Origin of the sequence: Methylobacterium endophyticum, from assembly GCF_050591105.1 — a bacterium.
GTDB lineage: Bacteria > Pseudomonadota > Alphaproteobacteria > Rhizobiales > Beijerinckiaceae > Methylobacterium.
The window spans coordinates 44230-63648 of record NZ_JBNHES010000004.1 but is presented as its reverse complement, the minus strand read 5'-3'; the positions used below and the strand labels follow the sequence as shown (position 1 = coordinate 63648).

The 19419-nt window shown below is 71.7% G+C and carries 22 protein-coding genes; 18 read left to right on the top strand and 4 right to left on the bottom strand.

Features of this window, described 5'->3' with window-relative positions; genetic code table 11:
* The 3 genes from bioD (at position 1) to ACP56T_RS06435 (ending at position 3264) form a co-directional block, all read left to right on the top strand.
* A complete protein-coding gene (bioD, locus tag ACP56T_RS06445; RefSeq protein ID WP_430911300.1) occupies positions 1-708 on the top strand; it encodes a dethiobiotin synthase in 708 nt (235 codons plus the stop codon).
* Positions 709-906: 198 nt separating this feature from the next.
* Positions 907-2763 (top strand): potassium transporter Kup, encoded by a 1857-nt coding sequence (locus ACP56T_RS06440; RefSeq protein ID WP_430911481.1) that lies wholly within the window; start codon positions 907-909, stop codon positions 2761-2763.
* A gap of 165 nt (positions 2764-2928) precedes the next feature.
* The gene (locus ACP56T_RS06435; protein ID WP_430911299.1) at positions 2929-3264 is read left to right on the top strand and encodes a hypothetical protein; all 336 of its coding nucleotides are present in this window, start codon (positions 2929-2931) and stop codon (positions 3262-3264) included.
* Between the two features lie 114 nt (positions 3265-3378).
* Here the strand turns inward: ACP56T_RS06435 and ACP56T_RS06430 are convergent, their stop codons facing one another.
* The gene (locus ACP56T_RS06430; protein ID WP_430911298.1) at positions 3379-4389 is read right to left on the bottom strand and encodes a 2-dehydropantoate 2-reductase; all 1011 of its coding nucleotides are present in this window, start codon (positions 4387-4389) and stop codon (positions 3379-3381) included.
* A gap of 369 nt (positions 4390-4758) precedes the next feature.
* Here ACP56T_RS06430 and ACP56T_RS06425 point away from each other — a divergent pair, with 369 nt between their 5' ends.
* From ACP56T_RS06425 to ACP56T_RS06395, 7 genes are all read left to right on the top strand, one after another.
* Complete coding sequence (locus ACP56T_RS06425) at positions 4759-4950, top strand: CsbD family protein (protein WP_430911297.1); 192 nt, start codon at positions 4759-4761, stop codon at positions 4948-4950.
* 56 nt (positions 4951-5006) lie between these two features.
* Positions 5007-5420: a CsbD family protein gene (locus ACP56T_RS06420; RefSeq protein ID WP_430911296.1), complete on the top strand. Its 414-nt coding sequence runs from the start codon at positions 5007-5009 to the stop codon at positions 5418-5420.
* 80 nt (positions 5421-5500) lie between these two features.
* Positions 5501-6277 carry a creatininase family protein gene (locus tag ACP56T_RS06415; RefSeq protein ID WP_430911295.1) on the top strand — a complete coding sequence of 259 codons (777 nt, stop codon included), beginning with the start codon at positions 5501-5503 and terminating at the stop codon, positions 6275-6277.
* Between the two features lie 68 nt (positions 6278-6345).
* Positions 6346-7035 carry a DUF1223 domain-containing protein gene (locus ACP56T_RS06410; protein ID WP_430911294.1) on the top strand — a complete coding sequence of 230 codons (690 nt, stop codon included), beginning with the start codon at positions 6346-6348 and terminating at the stop codon, positions 7033-7035.
* Positions 7036-7136: 101 nt separating this feature from the next.
* Positions 7137-7385, top strand: coding sequence for a pentapeptide MXKDX repeat protein (locus tag ACP56T_RS06405; protein ID WP_430911293.1), 249 nt, complete (start codon positions 7137-7139; stop codon positions 7383-7385).
* Between the two features lie 199 nt (positions 7386-7584).
* Positions 7585-8154: a sigma-70 family RNA polymerase sigma factor gene (locus ACP56T_RS06400; RefSeq protein ID WP_430911480.1), complete on the top strand. Its 570-nt coding sequence runs from the start codon at positions 7585-7587 to the stop codon at positions 8152-8154.
* On the top strand, positions 8147-8818 hold the full coding sequence (locus ACP56T_RS06395; protein WP_430911292.1) for an NrsF family protein: 672 nt from the start codon (positions 8147-8149) through the stop codon (positions 8816-8818). Before ACP56T_RS06400 ends, ACP56T_RS06395 begins: the two co-directional genes overlap by 8 nt.
* A 1-nt stretch (position 8819) precedes the next feature.
* Here the strand turns inward: ACP56T_RS06395 and ACP56T_RS06390 are convergent, their stop codons facing one another.
* Entirely contained in the window at positions 8820-9314 is a 495-nt protein-coding gene (locus tag ACP56T_RS06390; RefSeq protein ID WP_430911291.1) for a YcgN family cysteine cluster protein, read from the bottom strand.
* Between the two features lie 278 nt (positions 9315-9592).
* On the opposite strand from ACP56T_RS06390, the gene ACP56T_RS06385 reads away from it, so the two are divergent.
* The 3 genes from ACP56T_RS06385 (at position 9593) to ACP56T_RS06375 (ending at position 13117) form a co-directional block, all read left to right on the top strand.
* A complete protein-coding gene (locus ACP56T_RS06385; RefSeq protein ID WP_430911290.1) occupies positions 9593-11824 on the top strand; it encodes a transglycosylase domain-containing protein in 2232 nt (743 codons plus the stop codon).
* 94 nt (positions 11825-11918) lie between these two features.
* A complete protein-coding gene (locus ACP56T_RS06380) occupies positions 11919-12524 on the top strand; it encodes a DUF1214 domain-containing protein (RefSeq protein ID WP_430911479.1) in 606 nt (201 codons plus the stop codon).
* Positions 12521-13117, top strand: coding sequence for a DUF1254 domain-containing protein (locus ACP56T_RS06375; RefSeq protein ID WP_430911289.1), 597 nt, complete (start codon positions 12521-12523; stop codon positions 13115-13117). Before ACP56T_RS06380 ends, ACP56T_RS06375 begins: the two co-directional genes overlap by 4 nt.
* A gap of 12 nt (positions 13118-13129) precedes the next feature.
* Here the strand turns inward: ACP56T_RS06375 and ACP56T_RS06370 are convergent, their stop codons facing one another.
* Positions 13130-13930 (bottom strand): hypothetical protein, encoded by an 801-nt coding sequence (locus ACP56T_RS06370; RefSeq protein ID WP_430911288.1) that lies wholly within the window; start codon positions 13928-13930, stop codon positions 13130-13132.
* An 18-nt stretch (positions 13931-13948) separates the two neighbouring features.
* On the bottom strand, positions 13949-14167 hold the full coding sequence (locus ACP56T_RS06365) for a hypothetical protein (RefSeq protein WP_430911287.1): 219 nt from the start codon (positions 14165-14167) through the stop codon (positions 13949-13951).
* Positions 14168-14657: 490 nt separating this feature from the next.
* On the opposite strand from ACP56T_RS06365, the gene ACP56T_RS06360 reads away from it, so the two are divergent.
* The 5 genes from ACP56T_RS06360 (at position 14658) to ACP56T_RS06340 (ending at position 19370) form a co-directional block, all read left to right on the top strand.
* Positions 14658-14873 (top strand): hypothetical protein, encoded by a 216-nt coding sequence (locus tag ACP56T_RS06360; RefSeq protein ID WP_430911478.1) that lies wholly within the window; start codon positions 14658-14660, stop codon positions 14871-14873.
* A 51-nt stretch (positions 14874-14924) separates the two neighbouring features.
* Complete coding sequence (gene gshB, locus ACP56T_RS06355; protein WP_430911286.1) at positions 14925-15878, top strand: glutathione synthase; 954 nt, start codon at positions 14925-14927, stop codon at positions 15876-15878.
* A gap of 114 nt (positions 15879-15992) precedes the next feature.
* Positions 15993-17591, top strand: coding sequence for a gamma-glutamyltransferase family protein (locus tag ACP56T_RS06350; protein ID WP_430911285.1), 1599 nt, complete (start codon positions 15993-15995; stop codon positions 17589-17591).
* 75 nt (positions 17592-17666) lie between these two features.
* Complete coding sequence (gene oxlT, locus ACP56T_RS06345) at positions 17667-18947, top strand: oxalate/formate MFS antiporter (protein ID WP_430911284.1); 1281 nt, start codon at positions 17667-17669, stop codon at positions 18945-18947.
* 156 nt (positions 18948-19103) lie between these two features.
* Positions 19104-19370, top strand: a complete 267-nt coding sequence (locus ACP56T_RS06340) for a hypothetical protein (RefSeq protein WP_430911283.1) — start codon at positions 19104-19106, stop codon at positions 19368-19370.
* Positions 19371-19419 lie beyond the last annotated feature (49 nt).

The window sequence follows — 19419 nt, the reverse complement described above, 5'->3', positions numbered from 1 at the left end:
GTGAGCAAACGCGGGCTCTTCGTCGCCGGCGCCGGCACGGAGATCGGCAAGACCTACGTCACCGCAGCGCTCACGCGCCGGCTGCGCTCCGAAGGGCGCGCCGTCCTGGCGCTGAAACCCGTGGCGAGCGGCGTGCCGCCTCTCGGCGACCCGGCCTTCGCGGGGAGCGACACCGCGATCCTGCTCGCCGCCCTCGGGTTGCCGACGACGCCGGCGACGGTCGCGGCCTGCACGCCCTGGCGCTTCGCCGCCGCCCTCGGGCCCGATCTCGCCGCCGCCCGCGAGGGCCGCGGCCTCGACCCGCAAGCCGTGATCGACTGGTGCCGGCGCCGCATCGGCGAGGCGCCCGAGGACGCGGCGGTGCTGGTGGAGGGAGTCGGCGGGCTGATGAGCCCGCTCTCGGCCGACGCCACCGGCCTCGACTGGCTCGTCGCGCTGGGGCTCCCGGCGCTTCTGGTCTCGGGCAGCTATCTCGGCGCCATCAGCCACGCGCTCACCGCCGCCGAGGTGCTCGCCGGGCGCGGCGTGCGGCTCGGCGCGGTGGTGGTCAGCGAAAGCTTGGAGGCGCCGGTCGCGCCGGAGACCGTGGCCGAGGCCCTGGCCCGCCGGATCGCGGCCCCCGCGATCGTGCTGCGCCGGGGCGCCCCCTGTCCAGACACTCTGCTCGACGCGCTCGCCCCCTTGCTCGGCCTCCACACGAGGCTGTGACCGCCGGCGGCCGCCGTCCCTGGGGATCGCGCCGCCTCGCGCCCTTTACCCGCCCCCGCCTGCCCCTACCTTCGCCGCGCCGGCCGACTCGGACGCCGCGCCGGAGGACGACCCGTGAGCCAAGCCTCCTCGTGCGATGCCTCCGGCACGGCCGGTTCCGACGCCGCAGGCCACGGGACCGGCACGGCGAGGCCGGCCTTGCTGCTCGGCGCGCTCGGCGTCGTCTACGGGGATATCGGCACCAGCCCGCTCTACGCCTTCAAGGAGGCGGTGCGCGCCGCGAGCGCGGGCGCGACGATCCCCGACCCGGCGGCGGTGACGGGCGCCGTCTCGCTGATCTTCTGGGCGCTGATCCTCATTGTCTCGCTGAAATACGCCGTGCTGATCCTGCGCGCGGACAACCACGGCGAGGGTGGCATCGTGGCGATGCTGGCGCTGCTCGGCGCCCGCCACGCGAGGCCCGGCACCTGGCAGGCCTGGCTCCTCGTGGTCGGGCTGGTGGGCGCCGCGCTCCTCTACGGCGACGGCGCCATCACGCCGGCCATCTCCGTGCTCAGCGCCGTGGAGGGCCTCAAGGTCGACGCGCCCGCGCTCGGCCGCTTCGTGGTGCCGATCACGCTCGCCATCCTGGTCGGGCTTTTTCTGGTCCAGAGCCGGGGTGTGGCCTTCATTGGGCGCATCTTCGGTCCGGTGATGCTGCTCTGGGTCGTCGTGCTGGCGCTGCTCGGCATCGGCGGGATCGTGCACGAGCCGGCGATCCTCGCCGCGCTCAACCCGTTCAAGGCGGTGCATTTCCTCACCCATGCCGGGCTGCATGTCAGCTTCGCCATGCTCGGCGCCGCCTTCCTGGCGGTGACGGGGGGCGAGGCGATGTATGCCGATCTCGGGCATTTCGGGGCACGGCCGATCCGCATCGTCTGGTTCGCCTGCGTGCTGCCGGCGCTGGTGCTGAACTATTTCGGGCAGGGCGCGCTGCTGCTCGCCGAGCCCGACGCCATCGAGAACCCGTTCTTCCGGCTCTCGCCGGACTGGGCGCATTATCCGCTCGTCGGGCTCGCCACCCTCGCCACCGTGATCGCCTCGCAGGCGATCATCTCGGGCGTTTTTTCGCTGACCCAGCAGTCGATCCAGCTCGGCTTCCTGCCGATCATGCGCATCGTGCAGACGGCGAGCGACCAGCGCGGCCAGATCTACGTGCCCGTGGTGAACTGGCTGCTCGCCGCCGCCACGCTGACGGCGGTGCTGGTGTTCGGCTCATCCGACGCCCTCGCCGGGGCCTACGGTATCGCCGTCTCGCTGCTGATGGCGATCACCACGCTGCTCGCGGCCCTGATCGCGCTGCGCTGGGGCTACAATCCGGTCGCGGTGATGGTGGTGAACGGGGTCTTCCTCGCCGTCGACCTCGTCTTCCTCAGCGCCAACAGCGTGAAGCTCGTCGAGGGCGGCTGGTTCCCGCTGGTGCTCGCCTTCCTCGTCGCGCTGATGATGCTGACCTGGCGCAAGGGCACCGGCCTCGTCGAGGACGCCCGCACGGCCATGCGCCAGTCCGAGGCGACCTTCCTGGAGCAGATCCGGGTCAATCCGCCCGTGCGGCTTCCCGGCGCCTCGGCCTTCCTGTCCTCGGCGACCCACGGCATCCCGCTGCATCTGTCGCGCTTCGTCGAGCGCAGCCACGCCCTGTGCGAGCGCGTGCTCATCGTGACGGCGCTCTACGAGGAGAGCCCGACGGTGCCCGAGAGCGGGCGGGCCGAGGTGCTGCCGATCGGACCGGACTTCTACCGGGTGATCCTGCGCTACGGCTTCATGCAGGACGCCTCGATCCCCGAGGGGCTCGCCTGCGCCGTGCGGGCGGGCAAGCTGCCGGCGCATTTCGTGGACGACCTCACGGTCTTCATCGGCCACGAGACCGTCCTGCCGAAGAGCGACAAGCGCGGCATGGCCGACTGGCGCGAGAAGCTCTTCGCCTTCATGCAGCGCAACGGCGAGCGCACGGGCGCCTTCTTCTGCGTGCCGACCCGGCAGGTGGTGGAGGTGGGCACCGAGATCGAGATCTAGGCGGCCTGACCGTCCTCTCCTTGTCGCGGCCGCGCGGACAAGGCCCTGGTCTGGCCGGCCGGGATGCCGCATAGCCCGGACGCGGCTTTCCGCGTCGACGGCGGGGTCCGTCGAACCAATTCTCGACGCGGGCGTTTCCAGCCGGCGATCAGGAGCACAGGCGACATGAAGGCAGTGTTGGCGGCAGCGGCGGTTGGTCTGAGCCTGATGGGCGCCGTCGGCGTCTCGGCGCAAGGCTATGACGGGCGCGATTACGGCTACCGGGATCGCGACGGATACCGCGACCGGGACGGCTACAGGGAGCGGGGCGACCGCTATCGCGATTCCCGCGACCGCGACGACGACTACCGGGATCGCGGCCGGTCCTACGGCTTCGACGAGCGCGAGTACCTGCGCTGCAACCCGGACGTCCTGCGCGCGGTGCGCAACGGCCAGGTTCCGTCCGGCGCGGCGCATTACAAGGTCTTCGGCCGCAAGGAAGGCCGGCGCACGAGCTGCTGAGCGGCGATCCGCGTCGCCGAGGGGGGCCGGGAGCCGGTCCTGACCCTCCCCGCGTCCCGATCGGGACGCGGGGACCTGCGCGAATATTTCGGGACGAACCTCCGTCCCGACGTCTCAGCCGGCCGCGATGGACAGCCGCCCGTCGACGGTGTCGAGGCTCTTCGAGAGCAGGCGCATCAGCGCGTAGACCGTATCGATATGCGGCGTCGGGGTGCCGGTGAGCCTGCCCAGCTCGATCACCGAGCCGACCAGCGCCTCGAGCTCGATGGGCCGGCCGTTCTCGACGTCCTGGAGCATCGAGGTCTTGTGCGCGCCGACCTTCTCGGCCCCCGCGATGCGGCGATCGATGCCGACGCGGAAGGTGATGCCGAGCTTGTTGGCGATGGTCTGCGCCTCTTCCATCATCGACTGCGCCAGAGCGCGGGTGTCGGGGAACTGGCAGATGTCCACCAGGGTGGCGTGGGTGAGGGCGGAGATCGGGTTGAAGCTCAGGTTGCCCCACAGCTTGAGCCAGATCTCGCCGCGGATGTCGCTCGTCACCGGCGACTTGAAGCCGGCCTTCGTCAGCCGCTCCGAGAGGCGCTCGACGCGGCCCGAGACGGTACCGTCGAGCTCGCCCAGGGTGTAGCGGTTGCCTTCCACCACCTTGACGACGCCGGGCTGCGTGAGGATCGCGGCCGGATAGACCACCGAGCCGATGACGTGCTTGGGGTCGAGATGCTTGGCGATGAGCCCGCCGGGATCGGACGATTCGATATGGGCGCCCGCGTAGTCGCCGCCATGCCCTTGCGCGAAGTACCACCACGGAATGCCGTTCTGCATCGTCACCACGACGGTCTCGGGGCCGATGAGATGGCGCAGGTCCTCGGCGATGGGGCCGACCTGATGGGCCTTCACGGTGAGCAGCACGACCTCGTGGACGCCGGCCTCCTCCATGGATTTCGTGGCGCGCACGTCGCGCACATGGATCTCGGAGCCGTCCTCCTCGATCAGGCGCATGCCGTTGGCCTTGATCGCCTCCAGGTTGGCGCCGCGCGCGATGAAGGTGACCTTCTCCCCCGCATGGGCGAGCTTGATGCCCAGCTGGCCGCCGATGGCGCCGGCGCCGACGATCGCGATGCTCATGGCTTCCCGTCCCTAGTCCTTTGAGGGCGCGGCGCTTTGCACAGCCTCGTCCCTGATGTCCCGTTCGGCATTACCTCGGCGGTGGCCGTCTGCAAAGCATGGGCCCCGGCGAGGGATCGGAGATTGGTATTTTGAATGCCCGTCACCGTAGCCGAGCCGGCGGGCCGGTCCCACCGCAAAAAATTGCGGTCGTGCCCAAGAAAATTTGCACGCCGGACGCCGCCGCCGAGGTCTTCCGCCGGGTTTCGCGGCCGTGCGCCGAGTCCTGCTCCGCGCGGAACCTTTGCCGGAGCCCCCTGTTCAGTCTGCCGAGAGCGGCCGTCGACTTCGGTCGACGCGGGCCGCGAACGCCATCACGGAGACGTTTCGATGAGCAGCACCACGGACAGGATCAAGGGCCTCGCCAACGAGGCCGCCGGCACCCTCAAGCAGGGCGTCGGCAAGGCCACCGGCAACACCCGCCTCCAGGCGGAAGGCAAGGTCCAGGAGCTGAAGGGCGAGGCCCAGCAAACCCTCGGCAAGGTCAAGGACGGTGTGCGGAACGCCGCCGGCCGCATCTGATCGCGCCCGCGCGCGTTCGATCCGCAGACCTTTCGAGCCAACGAGGACCATAGACGATGAACCGAGACCGTATCGAAGGCAGCGTGCGCCACCTCCGGGGGCGCGGGAAGACGGCGCTGGGCGCGCTCACCGGACACCCGCGCCAGCAGGTCGAGGGCGCCGTCGACCAGGTGGCCGGCGCCATGCAGGCGGGCTACGGCCGCGCCCGCGAGAGCGCGGAGCACCTTCGCCGGGACGGCGAGCGCGCCTATGCCGAGACCCGCGAGCGCGGTCGCGCCCTGGCCGACGAGGCGGTCGACCGGGGAATCCACTACCGCGACGAGGCGCTCAAGCGCGGCCGGCACTACCGTGGCGAGGCGATCGAGCGTAGCCGCGCCTTGGCGCACAAGGCCGACGACAACCGCATGGCGACCCTGCTCGTCGTGGCGGCGGCCGCCTTCGGGCTGGGCCTCATCCTGAGACGGCGCTGACGGGTCCGGCGCTTTCCCGGCGCCCGGCCTTGCCGTAAACCCGCCGGGGCCCGCCGCCGGGCCTCGACGGGGCCTTTTCCATGCCGGTACGCGCCTGGGGCGACCTGACCACGCTGGATTGCGGCGCGCTTTCGGGCGCGGTCGCCGTGCTTCCGGTCGCCGCCGTCGAGCAGCACGGGCCGCACCTGCCGCTCGCCACCGACGTCATCATCGCGGAAGGCTATCTCGCGCGGCTCGTGGCCCATGTGGCGGCGGATGTCGACGCCCTCGTCCTGCCGGTGCAGGCGATCGGCAAGTCCGACGAGCACGACGCCTATCCCGGCACGCTGACGCTCGGCACAGAGACGGCCCTGCATGCCTGGACCGAGATCGGCGCCGGCGTCGCCGCCGCCGGATGCCGGCGGCTTGTCATCGTCACCTCGCATGGCGGCAACAGCGCGCTGATCGATCTCGTCGCGGGGACCCTGCGCGCGCGCCACGCCATGGTCGCCGTCACCACCTCGTGGAGCCGGCTCGGCTACCCGGAGGGCCTGTTTCCGCCCGAGGAGATCGCCCACGGCATCCATGCGGGCGGTATCGAGACGGCGCTGATGCTGGCCCTGCGGCCCGACCTCGTGCGCCGCGAGGCCGTCGCCGACTTCCCCTCCCGCAGCCTCTCGATGGCGCGCGATTTCGCGCATCTGCGCGCCGGGCGTCCGGCCGCGCTGGCCTGGAAGGCGCAGGATCTCCACCCCTCCGGCGCGCTGGGCGATGCCCGGCTCGGCACGGCGGAGGCCGGCCATGCGGCCCTCGACCACGGCGCGAAGGCGTTCGCGGAACTGCTCGCGGACGTGGCGCGGTTCCGGCTGGAGCCGTGAGCGCGTAACCGCGCGGACGCCCCCCGCGAAGCTTCGGCATCCCTCGACGGGAATGCCGGAGGCCCCTCATGAGACCCTTGTTCCTTCTCGCCCTGCCGCTGCTCGCGGCCCTTCCCGCGCGGGCCGCCGAGCGGCCGGTGGTGATCGAGCTGTTCACCTCGCAGAGCTGCTCGTCCTGCCCGCCCGCCGAGGCGCTGCTCGGCGAATACGCCGCGCGGGGCGGCGACGTGCTGCCGCTCGCCTTCCACGTCACCTACTGGAACGGGCTCGACTGGCGCGACACCTTCTCCCTGCCCGCCGCCACCGAGCGGCAGTCCGAGTACGCCGCGCGGCTCGGCGAGGGCAGCTTCACGCCGCAGCTCGTCGTGGACGGCCGCCGCAGCGTCGTCGGCTCGCGGCGCGGCGAGGTCGACGCGGCGATCGGGCAGGCGCGGGCGGAGGCGCAAGGGGCGACGGCGCTCTCCCTCGGCCGCAGGGGCGGCGAGCTCGTGGTCTCTGTCGCGGCCGGCAGCGGATCGGGCACGCTGACCCTCGTGGGCTTCGACCGTGCCCACACCACGGCGGTGGCGCGGGGCGAGAACGCCGGGCGCAGCATCACCCAGGCCAACATCGTGCGCTCCGTGCGCGGGCTCGGCCGCTGGACGGGGGCGGCGCAGACCCTCGCGACGCCGCTGCCCCAGGGCACGGACGCCGCCGTGCTGCTCCAGGGGCCGGACGGACGCATCCTCGGCGCGGCCCGGCTCGGCGCCGCGTCCTGAATCCGCCGCGCCGGACGTAACCGCCGGCGGTTGCCGGCGAAGACCCTGCGACGCCGGGGCTCCTCCCGGCCTCGCCCAACCAAGGACCGAGGATCGATCCCATGCGCCGTTCCCTGCTCGCCGCCTCCGCCGCCCTGCTCTCGCTGGGCTTCGCCGCCGCTCCCGCCCTCGCCGTCGACTCCATGGCCAAGGATTCCATGAAGAAGGAGGACGCCATGAAGCACGACTCGATGAAGCACGACTCCATGGCCAAGGACTCCATGAAGAAGGACGACGCCATGAAGCACGACTCGATGAAGCACGATTCCATGGCGAAGGACTCCATGAAGAAGGACGGCGACAAGCACTGAGCCCGCTTGCACCGAGCCGCTCGGGCGCGGCGGCCGGGTCTCCCGGCCCGGCCGTCCGCCCGTCACCGAAGAGGGTCCGATGAACCTGTCCTACGGCATGGGCCACTTCGCCGCCGCCTCCGGTCCGATGGCGGCTTCCGTCCCGGACCGGCGCGCCGTAAGAGAAACCGCCGCGGCGCGCCGCCGGGACGGGTCGACGATGCTGCTCGACGAGAGGCTCTCGGCCGACATGGCCGCCGCCCAGGCCGGGGACGAGGCCGCCTATCGCCGCCTGCTGCGCGCCTGCGTGCCGGTGATCGCCGGCATGGCGCGGGCTCAGGGAGCGCGGGGCGATGCCGTCGACGATGTCGTGCAGGACACGCTGCTGACGCTCCACAGGGCGCGCGCCACCTACGATCCGGCACGCCCCTTCCTGCCCTGGCTGCGGGCCATCACCCAGCGCCGGGCCATCGATGCCCTGCGCCGCAAGGGCCGCCGTCCCCAGGAGGTCCACGATCCCCTCGCCTACGAGGCCCATGGCGATGCCGGCCCGCTGCCCGGCGAGGCCCTGGAGGCGCGCGAGCGCGACGGCACCCTCGCGGCGGCCGTCGCCGCGCTGCCGCCGGGCCAGCGCGAGGCGGTGGAGCATCTCGCCTTCCGCGAGCGCTCCCTCGACGAGACCGCGACGATCACCGGCCGCAGCAAGGGCGCGCTCAAGGTCAACCTGCACCGGGCCCTGAAGGCCCTGCGCGCGAATCTCTCGCGCGGGAAGGAGAACGGGGATGTCTGAGGCGTCGCGTCACGACGACCTCGTCGAGCGGCTGGCCGGGGGGCTCTCGCCGGTGCGGCGCCTGCCGCCGCCGCTGTGGCGCGCCCTCTCCTGGCTCGGCGTCGCCGCCGGGCTCGGCCTCGCGCTCATGCCCATGGCCGACATGCCGGCGCTCGCCGGCCGGATGGCGGTTCCCGATCTGCGCTTCGCGGCCCTCGGCGCCCTGCTGACGGCGGCTGCGGCGGCCTTCGCCGCCTTCCAGATCAGCGTGCCGGGCCGCTCCCTGCGCTGGGCGCTGCTGCCGGTGCCGCCCGCGCTGCTGTGGATCGGGGCCAGCGGGCTCGGCTGCCTGCGCGGCGTCGTCGTGGGCGGCACCGACCTGCCGGACGCGCACCAGATGGAGGGCTGCTTCGCCTTCATCGTCGGCTTCTCGCTGCCGCTCTCGGTGCTGCTCGTGTGGATGCTGCGCCGGGCCTGCCCGCTTCACCCGACCCTGACGGCGGTGCTCGGCGGGCTCGCGGCCTCGGCGGCGGCGGCGGTGCTGCTGCTGCCCTTCCACCCGCACGATGCCACCGCCACCGATCTCGCCGGCCATGCTCTGGCCGTCGCGGGGGTGGTCTGGATCAACGGGCTGGCGGGCGGGCGCCTCCTCTCCCGCCGCTCCGGCACGCCGGAGAGGACCTGATCTAGGAGCGCTCTCCCGGACAGGCGCCCGGCCAATCGACGATCCGGTCGGGCAGCTCGTCGGCGGAGAACTCCTCCTCGTTGCCGGCGAGCCTGCCGCGCACCGATATGCCGGCCTCGTGGACGCTCGCCTTGCGGCCGGAGACCAGCGGGTGCCAGGGATAGAGGTCGAGGCCGTCGCGCACGAGGCGATAGGCGCAGGTCGGCGGCAGCCAGGGCAGGGCGCGCACGGTCTCCGGGGTCAGGCGCACGCAGTCCGGCACCCGCTTCTGGCGGCGCGGATAGTCCCGGCAGCGGCAGCCGATCCCGTCGAGGAGCGTGCAGCCGATATCCGTGTGGTAGACCTCGCCGGTATCCTCGTCCTCGAGCTTGATCAGGCAGCAGCGGCCGCAGCCGTCGCAGAGGCTCTCCCACTCGTCGGGCGAGAGCTGCTCGAGGGTCTTGCTGCGCCAGAACGGCGCATCGGCCGTATGGCCGCGGCGCGGTCTGTCGGTCATCGGTCGAACCCGTGCGGGAGCGTGGAGGCTGTCGCGCCCTCTCTGCCGGAGGAGGACGCGCCCGGCAACCCGTCCGCCCCGCCGCCACCGCCGCGCCGCATTGCCGGTTAACCTTGACGACGGGTTGACGGCACGCGGCCGCAACCCGCCGCGCGCCCGGCGCTTAAGCCCTCGCGGCGGGCCATGCGGCTTGGTAGAGAAGAGCGGTCGGCCGGCTCTCGTCGCCCAGCCGCAGGCTCCGGCCGCAAGGCGCGCGGGCAACCCGAGGAAGCGGATTCGTGCGCCTGCCGAACGCCAGCCAGATCGTCACGCAGGTCAAGCGCGCCGCGCTGGCCTTCGACGCCTGGGTGAATGCCAGCCTCTACGACAGCGGCCGCTCGGGCAGCGAGGCCTATGGGCGCTTCCGCGAGCGCATGAACGTCTTCGCCTTCCGGGGCTGGAAGCGCGTCGTGCTCGACCTCACCAGCGAGGGCGTCACCATCGGCACCGGCGGCGGCATCCTGATGCTGGCGCTCGCGCAACCCGCCTTCAACCTGACCAGCGACAACTGGCTCAAAGCACAGGACCTCGCCGTCACCTTCCTCGACCGTTACGGCACCGAGGTCGGCCGGCGCGGGATCAAGCACGACGATTCGCTCAAGCTCGACGAGTTTCCCGAGATCATGATCCGGGCCCTGGTCTCGACGGAGGACAGGCGCTTCTACGAGCACTGGGGCATCGACCCGATCGGGACCTTACGCGCCGTGGTCTCGAACTCGCGCGGACGCGGCAACACCCAGGGCGGCTCCTCGATCACGCAGCAGCTCGCCAAGAACCTCTTTCTCACCAACGAGCGCTCGCTGGAGCGCAAGATCAACGAGGCCTTCCTGGCGCTCTGGCTCGAAAGCCATCTGACCAAGAACGAGATCCTGAAGCTCTATCTCGACCGCGCCTACATGGGCGGCGGCACCTTCGGCGCGGTTGCCGCGGCGGATTATTATTTCGGCAAGCCGCTGAAGGACATCAGCCTCGCGGAAGCCGCCATGCTCGCCGGCCTGTTCAAGGCGCCGACGAAATACGCGCCCCACGTCAACCTGCCCGCCGCCCGCGCCCGCGCGGCGGACGTGCTGCACAACATGGTGGAGGCCGGCTTCCTCACCGAAGGCCAGATCCAGACGGCCTTGCGCAACCCGGCGACCCCCGTGACGCGCACCCGCGACATCACGGCGGACTATTACCTCGACTGGGCCTTCGGCGAGATCAAGGCCATGGCCGACGCCGGCAAGTTCAAGAACGACCGCGTGCTCACCGTGAAGACGCCGCTCGACGTGCCGCTCCAGAAGCGCGCCGACGAGGTCGTGGCCGATACCCTGCGCAAGTTCGGCGACCAGTACGACGTCGACGAGGCGGCGATGGTCATCCTCGATCCCGACGGGGCCCTGCGCGCCATGGTCGGCGGCGCCGATTACGGCGAGAGCCAGTTCAACCGCGCCACCGACGCGCTGCGCCAGCCGGGCTCCTCGTTCAAGCCCTATGTCTATGCCGCGGCGCTGGCCTCGGGCGTGTTCAAGCCGGACACCACGGTGGTCGATTCGCCCGTGTGCCTCGGCAACTGGTGCCCGCAGAACTACGGCCGCTCCTATTCCGGCCGCCAGCCCATGTGGCTCGCGGTGGCGAAGTCGATCAACACGATCCCGATCAAGGTCTCGATCGCGCTCGGCAAGGCCGTCGGCATCAAGGGCGACTTCCAGGCCGCCAAGGCCGGGCGCGTCAAGATCATCGAGACGGCGCATGCCATGGGCATCACCACGCCGCTGGTGGATTCGGTCTCGCTCCCCATCGGCTCGGCCGAGGTGCGGGTGATCGACCAGGCGGCGGGCTACGCCGTCTTCGCCAACGGCGGCAAGCGCGCCACGCCCTACGCCGCGATGGAGGTGAAGAACTCCTCCGGCGAGGTGATCTACCGCCATTCCGACGAGAAGCCCGAGCAGGTGCTCTCGACCGGCGTCGTCGCCGACATGAACTACATGCTGAACAAGGTGGTCGAGGAGGGCACGGCCCGGCGCGTGCAGATCGAGGGCGTCAAGATCGCCGGCAAGACCGGCACGACGAACGCCTACCGCGACGCCTGGTTCGTCGGCTACACGGGCAATTACGTCGGCGCGGTCTGGTACGGCAACGACGACCACACCTCCACCAACAAGATGACCGGCGGCTCGCTGCCCGGCCTCACCTGGCACGACGTGATGGAGACCGCCCACAAGGGCATCGAGCTCAAGCCCCTGCCGGGCCTCAAGGACGGCGGCCGCCCGGCGGCGCAGGCCAAGGCGGACGACGCCGCGCCGGGGAGCCAGCCGGGCGCCTCCGGCAAGCTGTCGCGGCGCTCCTTCGAGGTCATCGGCGGCCTGACGGGGCTTTTCCGGGACGTGGCGCCCGCCGCCCCGGCGGGCTTCAAGCCAGGGGCCGAGGGGCCGGCCGGCGGCAGCTTCGCCGAGGGCAACCGTCCCGCCGGCCGCTTCGCGACCCCGTGAGCGCGGAGGCTTTTTTCGCGTGAGCGGTGGGGCGCAGACGATCACCGGCTCGGAGGCTGCCTCGGGCGAGGAGGCGGGTCCGCTCCGGCGCGGCCTGCGCCGCGTCGTGACGCGCTCCTCGCGGGTCTGGCTCTCGCTCTACGCCCTCGCGCTCGGCGCCGGGCTCGGGCTGGGGAGCGCCGACTGGGCGACGCGCGGCGGCTATCCGTTCGGCGGGGTTCCGGTGGGAAGCTGGACGGCCTGGCCGCGCTCGGGCTCCGTCGGCTCCGATCCCTATACCCGCGCCGTCAACGCGCGGCGGGGCGAGATCGCGCTGGCCATCGGGGAGGGCATGCTGCTCACCGCCGCGAGCGACGATGCCGGGCGTGGGCTCGACGCCGGCTGCACCTACCGCATCGCCGGCAACACCCCGCCCGCCCGCGCCTGGACGCTCACCGTCGCCGGGCGCGGCAAGCGCGATCCCGAGCGGCCGCTGCTGCGCGAGGGCTTCACCTCGACGGAGGTGCTGCGCGAGCGCGACGGCCGCTTCGTCGTGACGCTGAGCCCCGAGGTCGAGCCCGGCAACTGGCTGCCGACCCCGCGCGCCAGCGGTCCGCTGCGGCTGGCCCTGCGCCTCTACGACACGCCGGTCGCGGCGAGCGTCGCCTCCCTCGACCGGGACGCGCTCCCCGCGATCACCCGCGTGGGATGCCCCCGATGAAGGCGCCTTTCCTCCTCGCCACGGCGGCCGGGCTGGTGATGGCCGGCATCGTCCATATCGTCACGGTGCTGGCGATCCCGCTGCTCTCGGAATCGGACGCGCTCACGCGGGCGCAGGCGAGCGAGAGCCTCGACCATCCCTTGCGCATCTATACCCTCGCCACCGGGGACAACCCGGCCCCGGCCGAGGCGTGGCTGCCGATCCCCGATCCGGCGGTGGCGGTGGGCGTCTGCGCCTACGATCTCGGGGACGGCCCGATGCGCGTCTCGGCCCGCACGGGGCCGCTCGCCCTGTCGCTCGCCGTGCACGGGCGGCGCGGCTCGTTCTATGCCGTGACCGATCAGGCGGCCGTGCGCGGGGCGCTCGACCTCGTGATCCTCACCCGCGCCCAGTACGACGAGGCGCTCGCCAACGACGACGAGAACGAGCCGAGCCGCGACGTGCGCATCGTCGCGCCGGAGGCGAAGGGCTTCGTGGTGATGCGCGTCGTCGCCGGCCTGCCGAGCCAGCGTCCGGCCGCCAACGAGGCGGTCCAGGCGGTGTCCTGCACCCTCGACGCCCCCGGCGACGAGCCGGCCAAGCCGAAGGGCTGAGACCGCCCCGTCCTAATTCTTCACGACGAGGGGGGCTGCCGGCGGCGGCAGGCTCGCGGCGGCGGTGGCGCCGGGGGCCAGCCCGCAGCGGATGGCGGCGTCCGGCGGCAGCAGCGGATCGAGGAGCGCCCGGCGCCCGGCCAATCCGGTGAGCGCGCGCTCGGCCGCGACGGCCTCCGTGCCCGGAACCTCGATGAGCAGATGCTCCAGCGCGTAGCGGTAGCCCTCGGCGCGCTCGGCCGCCGCGAGGCGGACCCAGGCGATGAGGCAGCGGTTCTCGCCCACCCGCATCGCCGCCTCGCGCACGTCGTCGTCCTCCAGGGTCTTGACGAAGGGCAGGCTGCGCAGCCTGAGCGCGTCGGCGTCGATCACCCGCTGCGCCGTCGCGGCGAAGAGCGGGATCAGGCGGCCGTCCGCGACGATGTCGTCGCCGAGCCGGCGGTAGCGCGACACCGGGGAGCGGAAGGCCCCGGCCATCAGCGAATCGTGATAGTCGGCCACCTCCGGCCAGCGCCAGGAGGGCGGCAGCACCCGCGTGCGCGTGAGGTTGGCGAGGACGTCGAGGAAGGCGTCGCGGGTGAAGGCCGGCATCAGGAAGCGCCAGGCGCGATCGCGCAAGACCGTCTCGTCGTCCGTGAAGGCGAAGGCGGAGGCCGGTTCGCCGCGCGTGCGGGCGGCGAGGGTGCCGGTGGTCTCGACGAGGCTGTTCCAGGCGCCCGGTTTCGGCCGGCCGAAATCGCCCTCCTGCGCGCAGGCCCCGAGCAGGACGAGCGGCGCCAGGATCCAGCGCGAGCGGGGCGGGCGCGGCGGCACGGTTTCCGACGCGGACGTTCAGGAGCGGCGGCGGCGGCGCGGGGCCGGCTCGACCGCTTCCGGCATGCGCTCGTAGCGCACGCCGAGGAAGAGCAGGATTTTTCCGCGCGGCTCGTCGTCGCGCAGGGCGTCGCGCTGGCGAAGGCGGTGGGTCGGGAAGGGGACCACCGAACCGGTCCGCGCGCGGATGGGCGCCGAGGGGCCGGGCGGAGGGGCGGGCATCGTGTCGCAGGCCATGTCGAAGCTCCTTGCGTGTCTCACCGGGGGCGGCGCGGATCGCGGCCGGTCCCCCGGACGGGGACGTCGGCAGGGTGTCTCGTCGGTACGAGCGAAAATCAGCACGACATGGTTAACGGAGCGTTGTCGAAGCGCACATGGCGGTCGCTCCACGGCCCGGTTTTCCGGCTGGCAGGTGACTTGCATGGCCTGTTGAGCCCATGGCGGGCGTTTCCTCCCTTTTGACTTGGGCCCCGTGCGTCTCGCGCGGGGCCCTCTTTCTGTCCGGCCCCCGTCCCGGCCGCCTGTCACCCGGTGGCAACAAGGGGAACCTCCCGCGCCCGGCGACGCTTGCCTCCCCGGCGCGCCGGCAGATATGCCCTCCCCCATGCGCGCTCAGGACGAAGGACAGAGCTTCATGCGAGCGGATACCGCCGGACCCCGTCGCTTCCCCACGCGCCTCAAGCGGCGCCTGCTGGCCCTGCTCGGGGCCTCCTGCGTCGTGCTGCCGATGCTGGCGAGCCCGGTCATGGCGCAGCGCGAGGACCAGGGCTTGCAGCTCGGCTGTGCCAACGACTATTTCCGCCTCTGCGCAGGCGTCGACCCCAACAGCGACGAGGCCGAGGCCTGCATGACGAAGAACCGCAAGCGGCTCTCCCCCGATTGCCGCAAGGCCATCGGCGTCTACGACAAGAAGACGGGTACGAAGTCCTTCCAGGACGACTGACCGCGTCGGGAGGGGGCGGCGCGGTATCGGACGGGGGTTCGAGGGAAGACGATGAGCCTCACCGTTGCGGTCCAGATGGACCCGATCCAGGCGATCAGGATCGCCGGAGATACGACCTTCGCGCTGCTGCTCGAGGCGCAGGCGCGCGGGCATCGCCTGATCTACTACACGCCGGACCGCCTCTCCCTTCAGGGCCGGCGGGTCACGGCCCGCGTCCAGGACCTGAGCGTGCAGGACGTGGAGGGCGCGCATGCGAGCCTCGGCGAGATCCGCCGCGTCGACCTCGCGGAAGCGGACGTAGTGCTGATGCGCCAGGACCCACCCTTCGACATGGCCTATGTCACGGCGACCCATATCCTGGAGCGCCTGCCGGCCTCAACCCTGGTCGTCAACGACCCGAGGGAGGTGCGCAACGCTCCCGAGAAGCTCTTCGTCCTCGACTTCCCCGAGCTGATGCCGCCGACGCTGATCAGCCGCGACAAGGCGGAGATCGAGGCGTTCCGGGCCGAGCACGGCACCGTGGTGATGAAGCCCCTGCACGGGCACGGGGGCGCCGCCGTGTTCCGGGTGTCCGAACGAGACCCGAATTTCGGCTCGATGTTCGACCTCTTCTCCGCCACCTTCCGAGAGGCCTGGGTGATCCAGCGCTTCCTCGAGAAGATCACCGAGGGCGACAAGCGCATCATCCTCGTCGACGGGGAGCCCATGGGCGCGATCAACCGCGTGCCGGCGGTGAACGACATCCGCTCCAACATGGTGCGCGGCGGCGCGGCGGCGGCCTCCGACCTCACCGAACGCGAGCGCGAGATCTGCGCGACCATCGGCCCGGAGCTGCGCCGGCGCGGCCTGATCCTCGTCGGCATCGACGTGATCGACGGGCATCTCACCGAGATCAACGTGACCTCGCCCACCGGCATCCGCGCCATCCGCCGGCTCGGCGGGCCCGATCTCGCGGTCTCCGTCTGGGACGCGATCGAGCGGCGCCTCGCGGCGCGGGGCGCCTGAGCAGGACGCTCCGCCTTCCAAAGAAAAATCCGGCGGATCGGCGCCGGGCGCCTGCGGCGGCGCCCGTCTTGCGTCCGCCCGGCGCCGGCTTCCCTCTTCGCATCGGACGCGACCATGCCCGAAACCCCCGTCTTCGCCACCGCCGCCGTCGCGGCCCCTCACCGGCTCGCCGCCAAGGCCGGCCAGGGCGTGCTCGCGCAGGGCGGCAACGCCATCGAGGCCATGGTCGCGATGGCCGCCGCCATCGCGGTGGTCTACCCGCACATGAACGGCATCGGCGGCGACGGCTTTTGGCTGGTGCGCGAGCCCGGAGGCCGGGTGCGCGGCATCGAGGCCTGCGGGCCCGCCGGCAGCCTCGCCACCATCCGGCGCTACCGCGAGAAGGGATACGACGCGATTCCCTCGCGCGGGCCGGACGCGGCGGTGACGGTGGCGGGCACCATCGGCGGCTGGAGCCTCGCCCTCGATCTGTCCCGTGCGCTGGGCGGCCGCCTGCCGCTCTCCGCGCTCCTCGCCGACGCGATCCGCCATGCGCGCGAGGGCTGCCCGGTCTCGCCGAGCGAGGCGCGCTACGTGCCCCAGGAGCTCGACACGCTCCACGGCGCCCCGAACTTCGCCGCGACCTTCCTGAAGGACGGCAAGCCCTGGCCGGAGGGCGAGATCCGGCGGCTGCCGGCCCTCGCCGCGACGCTGGAGCAGCTCGCCCATGCCGGGCTCGACGATTTCTACCGGGGCGATCTCGGCCGGGAGATCGCCGCCGATCTGGAGCGGCTCGGCGCCCCCGTCACGCGCGCCGATCTCGAAGCCTACGCGGCCCGCGAGCGGGCGCCCCTCTCGCTGCGGCGGCGCGACGCCACGCTGTTCAACTTCCCGCCCCCGACCCAGGGGCTGGCGGCGCTGATGATCCTGGGGCTCTTCGACCGGCTGAACGTCACGGCGCCGGAGACGCCGGACCATTATCACGGGCTGATCGAGGCGACGAAGCGGGCCTTCTCCGTGCGCGACCGCGTGGTCACGGATTTCGACCGCCTGAGGCACGACCCGGCGACCTTCCTCGATCCCGCGTTCCTCGCCCGCGAGGCCGGCGCGATCCGCATGGACCGGGCAGCGAGCCTGCCGATCCGCCGCCCCGACGAGGGCGACACCGTCTGGATGGGCGCCATCGACAAGGACGGCATGGCAGTGTCCTTTATCCAGTCGGTCTATTGGGAATACGGCTCGGGCACGGTGCTGCCGGCCACCGGCATCTGCTGGCAGAACCGGGGCACCTCGCTCTCCCTCGATCCGAACGCCGTCAATCCGCTGGAGCCGGGCCGGCGCCCCTTCCACACCCTGATCCCGGCGCTCGCCGTCTTCGACGACGGCCGCGTCATGCCCTATGGCAGCATGGGCGGGGACGGGCAGCCTCAGTTCCAGTCGCAGATCTTCACCCGCTACGCCGATTACGGCATGAGCCCGGCCGACGCGGTCGACGCGCCGCGCCTGCTCTACGGCCGTACCTGGGGCGCGGAATCGCTCACGGTGAAGGTCGAGGATCGCTTCGATCCCGCCTGCATCCGGGCCTTGCGCGCGCGCGGCCACGACGTCGAGGAGCTCGGCGGCCCCTATATCGATTCGCTGGGCCATGCCGGCATGCTGATCCGCCATCCCGGCAACGGCCGCGTCGAGGCGGTGCACGATCCGCGCTCGGACGGAGGCGCCGAGGGTCTCTGAGCGCTCCCCGCGACGCCGGGAAGGCAGCCGCTGGCGCGGATGTTGCCTTCTCCCGGCGGTCCTGTGGAGTGTATTATGGATACAACAATTTCGAAGCGCCGCTGGGTGCAGCTCGCGCTCGGCCTCGTCGTCATGATGACGATCTCGAGCCCGCAATATGTCTGGACGCTCTTCACCAAGCCGCTGATGGCGACGACGGGCGCCAGCCTGCCGACGATCCAGTGGACCTTCACGATCCTGATCGTCCTCCAGACCTTCTTCTCGCCGATCCAGGGCTACCTGATCGACCGGTTCAGCCCCAAGCTGATGATCGCGCTCGGCGCGGTGCTGTCTGGCCTGGGCTGGGTGCTCGCCGCCAAGGTCACGACGATCTGGGGGCTCTACGCCACCTACGGGCTGTTCTGCGGCCTCGGCACCGGCATCGTCTATGTCGGCATCGTCGGGCTGATGGTGCGCTGGTTCCCCGACCGCCGGGGCTTCGCGGTGGGCATCGTGGCCGCCGGCTACGGCATGGGCGCGATGCTCTCGACCTTCCCGATCACCGACATGCTGGCGGCGTCGGGCTACCGGCATACATTGACCGTGTTCGGCTTCGTGCTCGGCGCCATCGGCCTGATCGCGGCCCTGGGCCTGCGCGCGCCGCATGCCGACGAGGTGCTGCCGGCGCCGGCCGTCAACCTCGCCACCGCCGCCCACGACACGGCCCCGAAGGCCATGCTCAAAACGCCGCTGTTCTGGCTGATGTTCGCGATGATGGCGATGATGTCGACGGGCGGCCTGATGGTGGTGGCCAACTTCGCCTCCTTCGCCCGCTCCTTCGGGGTGGCCGACGCCATGGTGTTCGGCTTCGCGGCGCTGCCCTTCGCGCTCACCTTCGACCGCATCACCAACGGCCTGACCCGTCCCTTCTTCGGCTGGGTCTCGGACAGGTTCGGGCGCGAGAACACCATGGCCATCGCCTTCTCGGGCGAGGCGGCGGCCATCGCCCTGCTCCTGGTGTTCCGCGAGAACGCCTACGCCTTCGCCCTGCTCTCGGGGGTGGTGTTCTTCGCCTGGGGGGAGATCTTCTCGCTCTTCCCCTCGCTCCTGACCGACACCTTCGGGACGAAGCACGCCACCACGAATTACGGCTTCCTCTACATGGCGCAGGGGGTGGGCTCGCTGCTCGGCGGTCCGGTCGCTGCGGCGATCTACGACGGGGCGGGAAGCTGGATGCCGGTGTTCTGCATCGCCATCGCGCTGGACCTGATCACCGCGACGCTGGCCTATCTCGTGCTCAAGCCCGCCCGCCGGAACTGGCTCGGCCTCGGGCCCTCCGAGCCCGCGCTGGCGACGGCCAAGCCCGCCCTCGGCTGAGACCGAAATGGTTAGCCGCCGATGTGCGCATCCGCACGTCGGCGGCGCCGGCCGCGACCCATATCCCGCTCAACGAAGAAAAGCAGCCCGATGTCTTCGTAGTATTCCTTCGGGAATACGACTTCTCAGGCTGTGTCGAAGCAAATGGATATGGTCATGAACACCCGTATCGTCTCGGTCGCTGCCGCCCTCCTGATCGCCGTCGCGCCGCTGTCCTCGGCCTCCGCGCGCAGCCTCGTCGGCTACGGTCATCCCGGCGGCGAGCAGACCGCCGCGGTCGCGCCCTACGCCTCGGAGGACGTGATCGTCACCGGCTCGATCGGCCTCCGCGAGGCGGACTCCTCGGCCAAGTACGGCAACGCCAACCAGCCGGAGCGCTCGGTTCCGCAGTTCGGCACCACCTCCGGCGGTCCGGCCTTCTGACCGGCCCTCTCGTCCCGGACGGCGACAGGCGGCGGAGCATCGGCTCCGC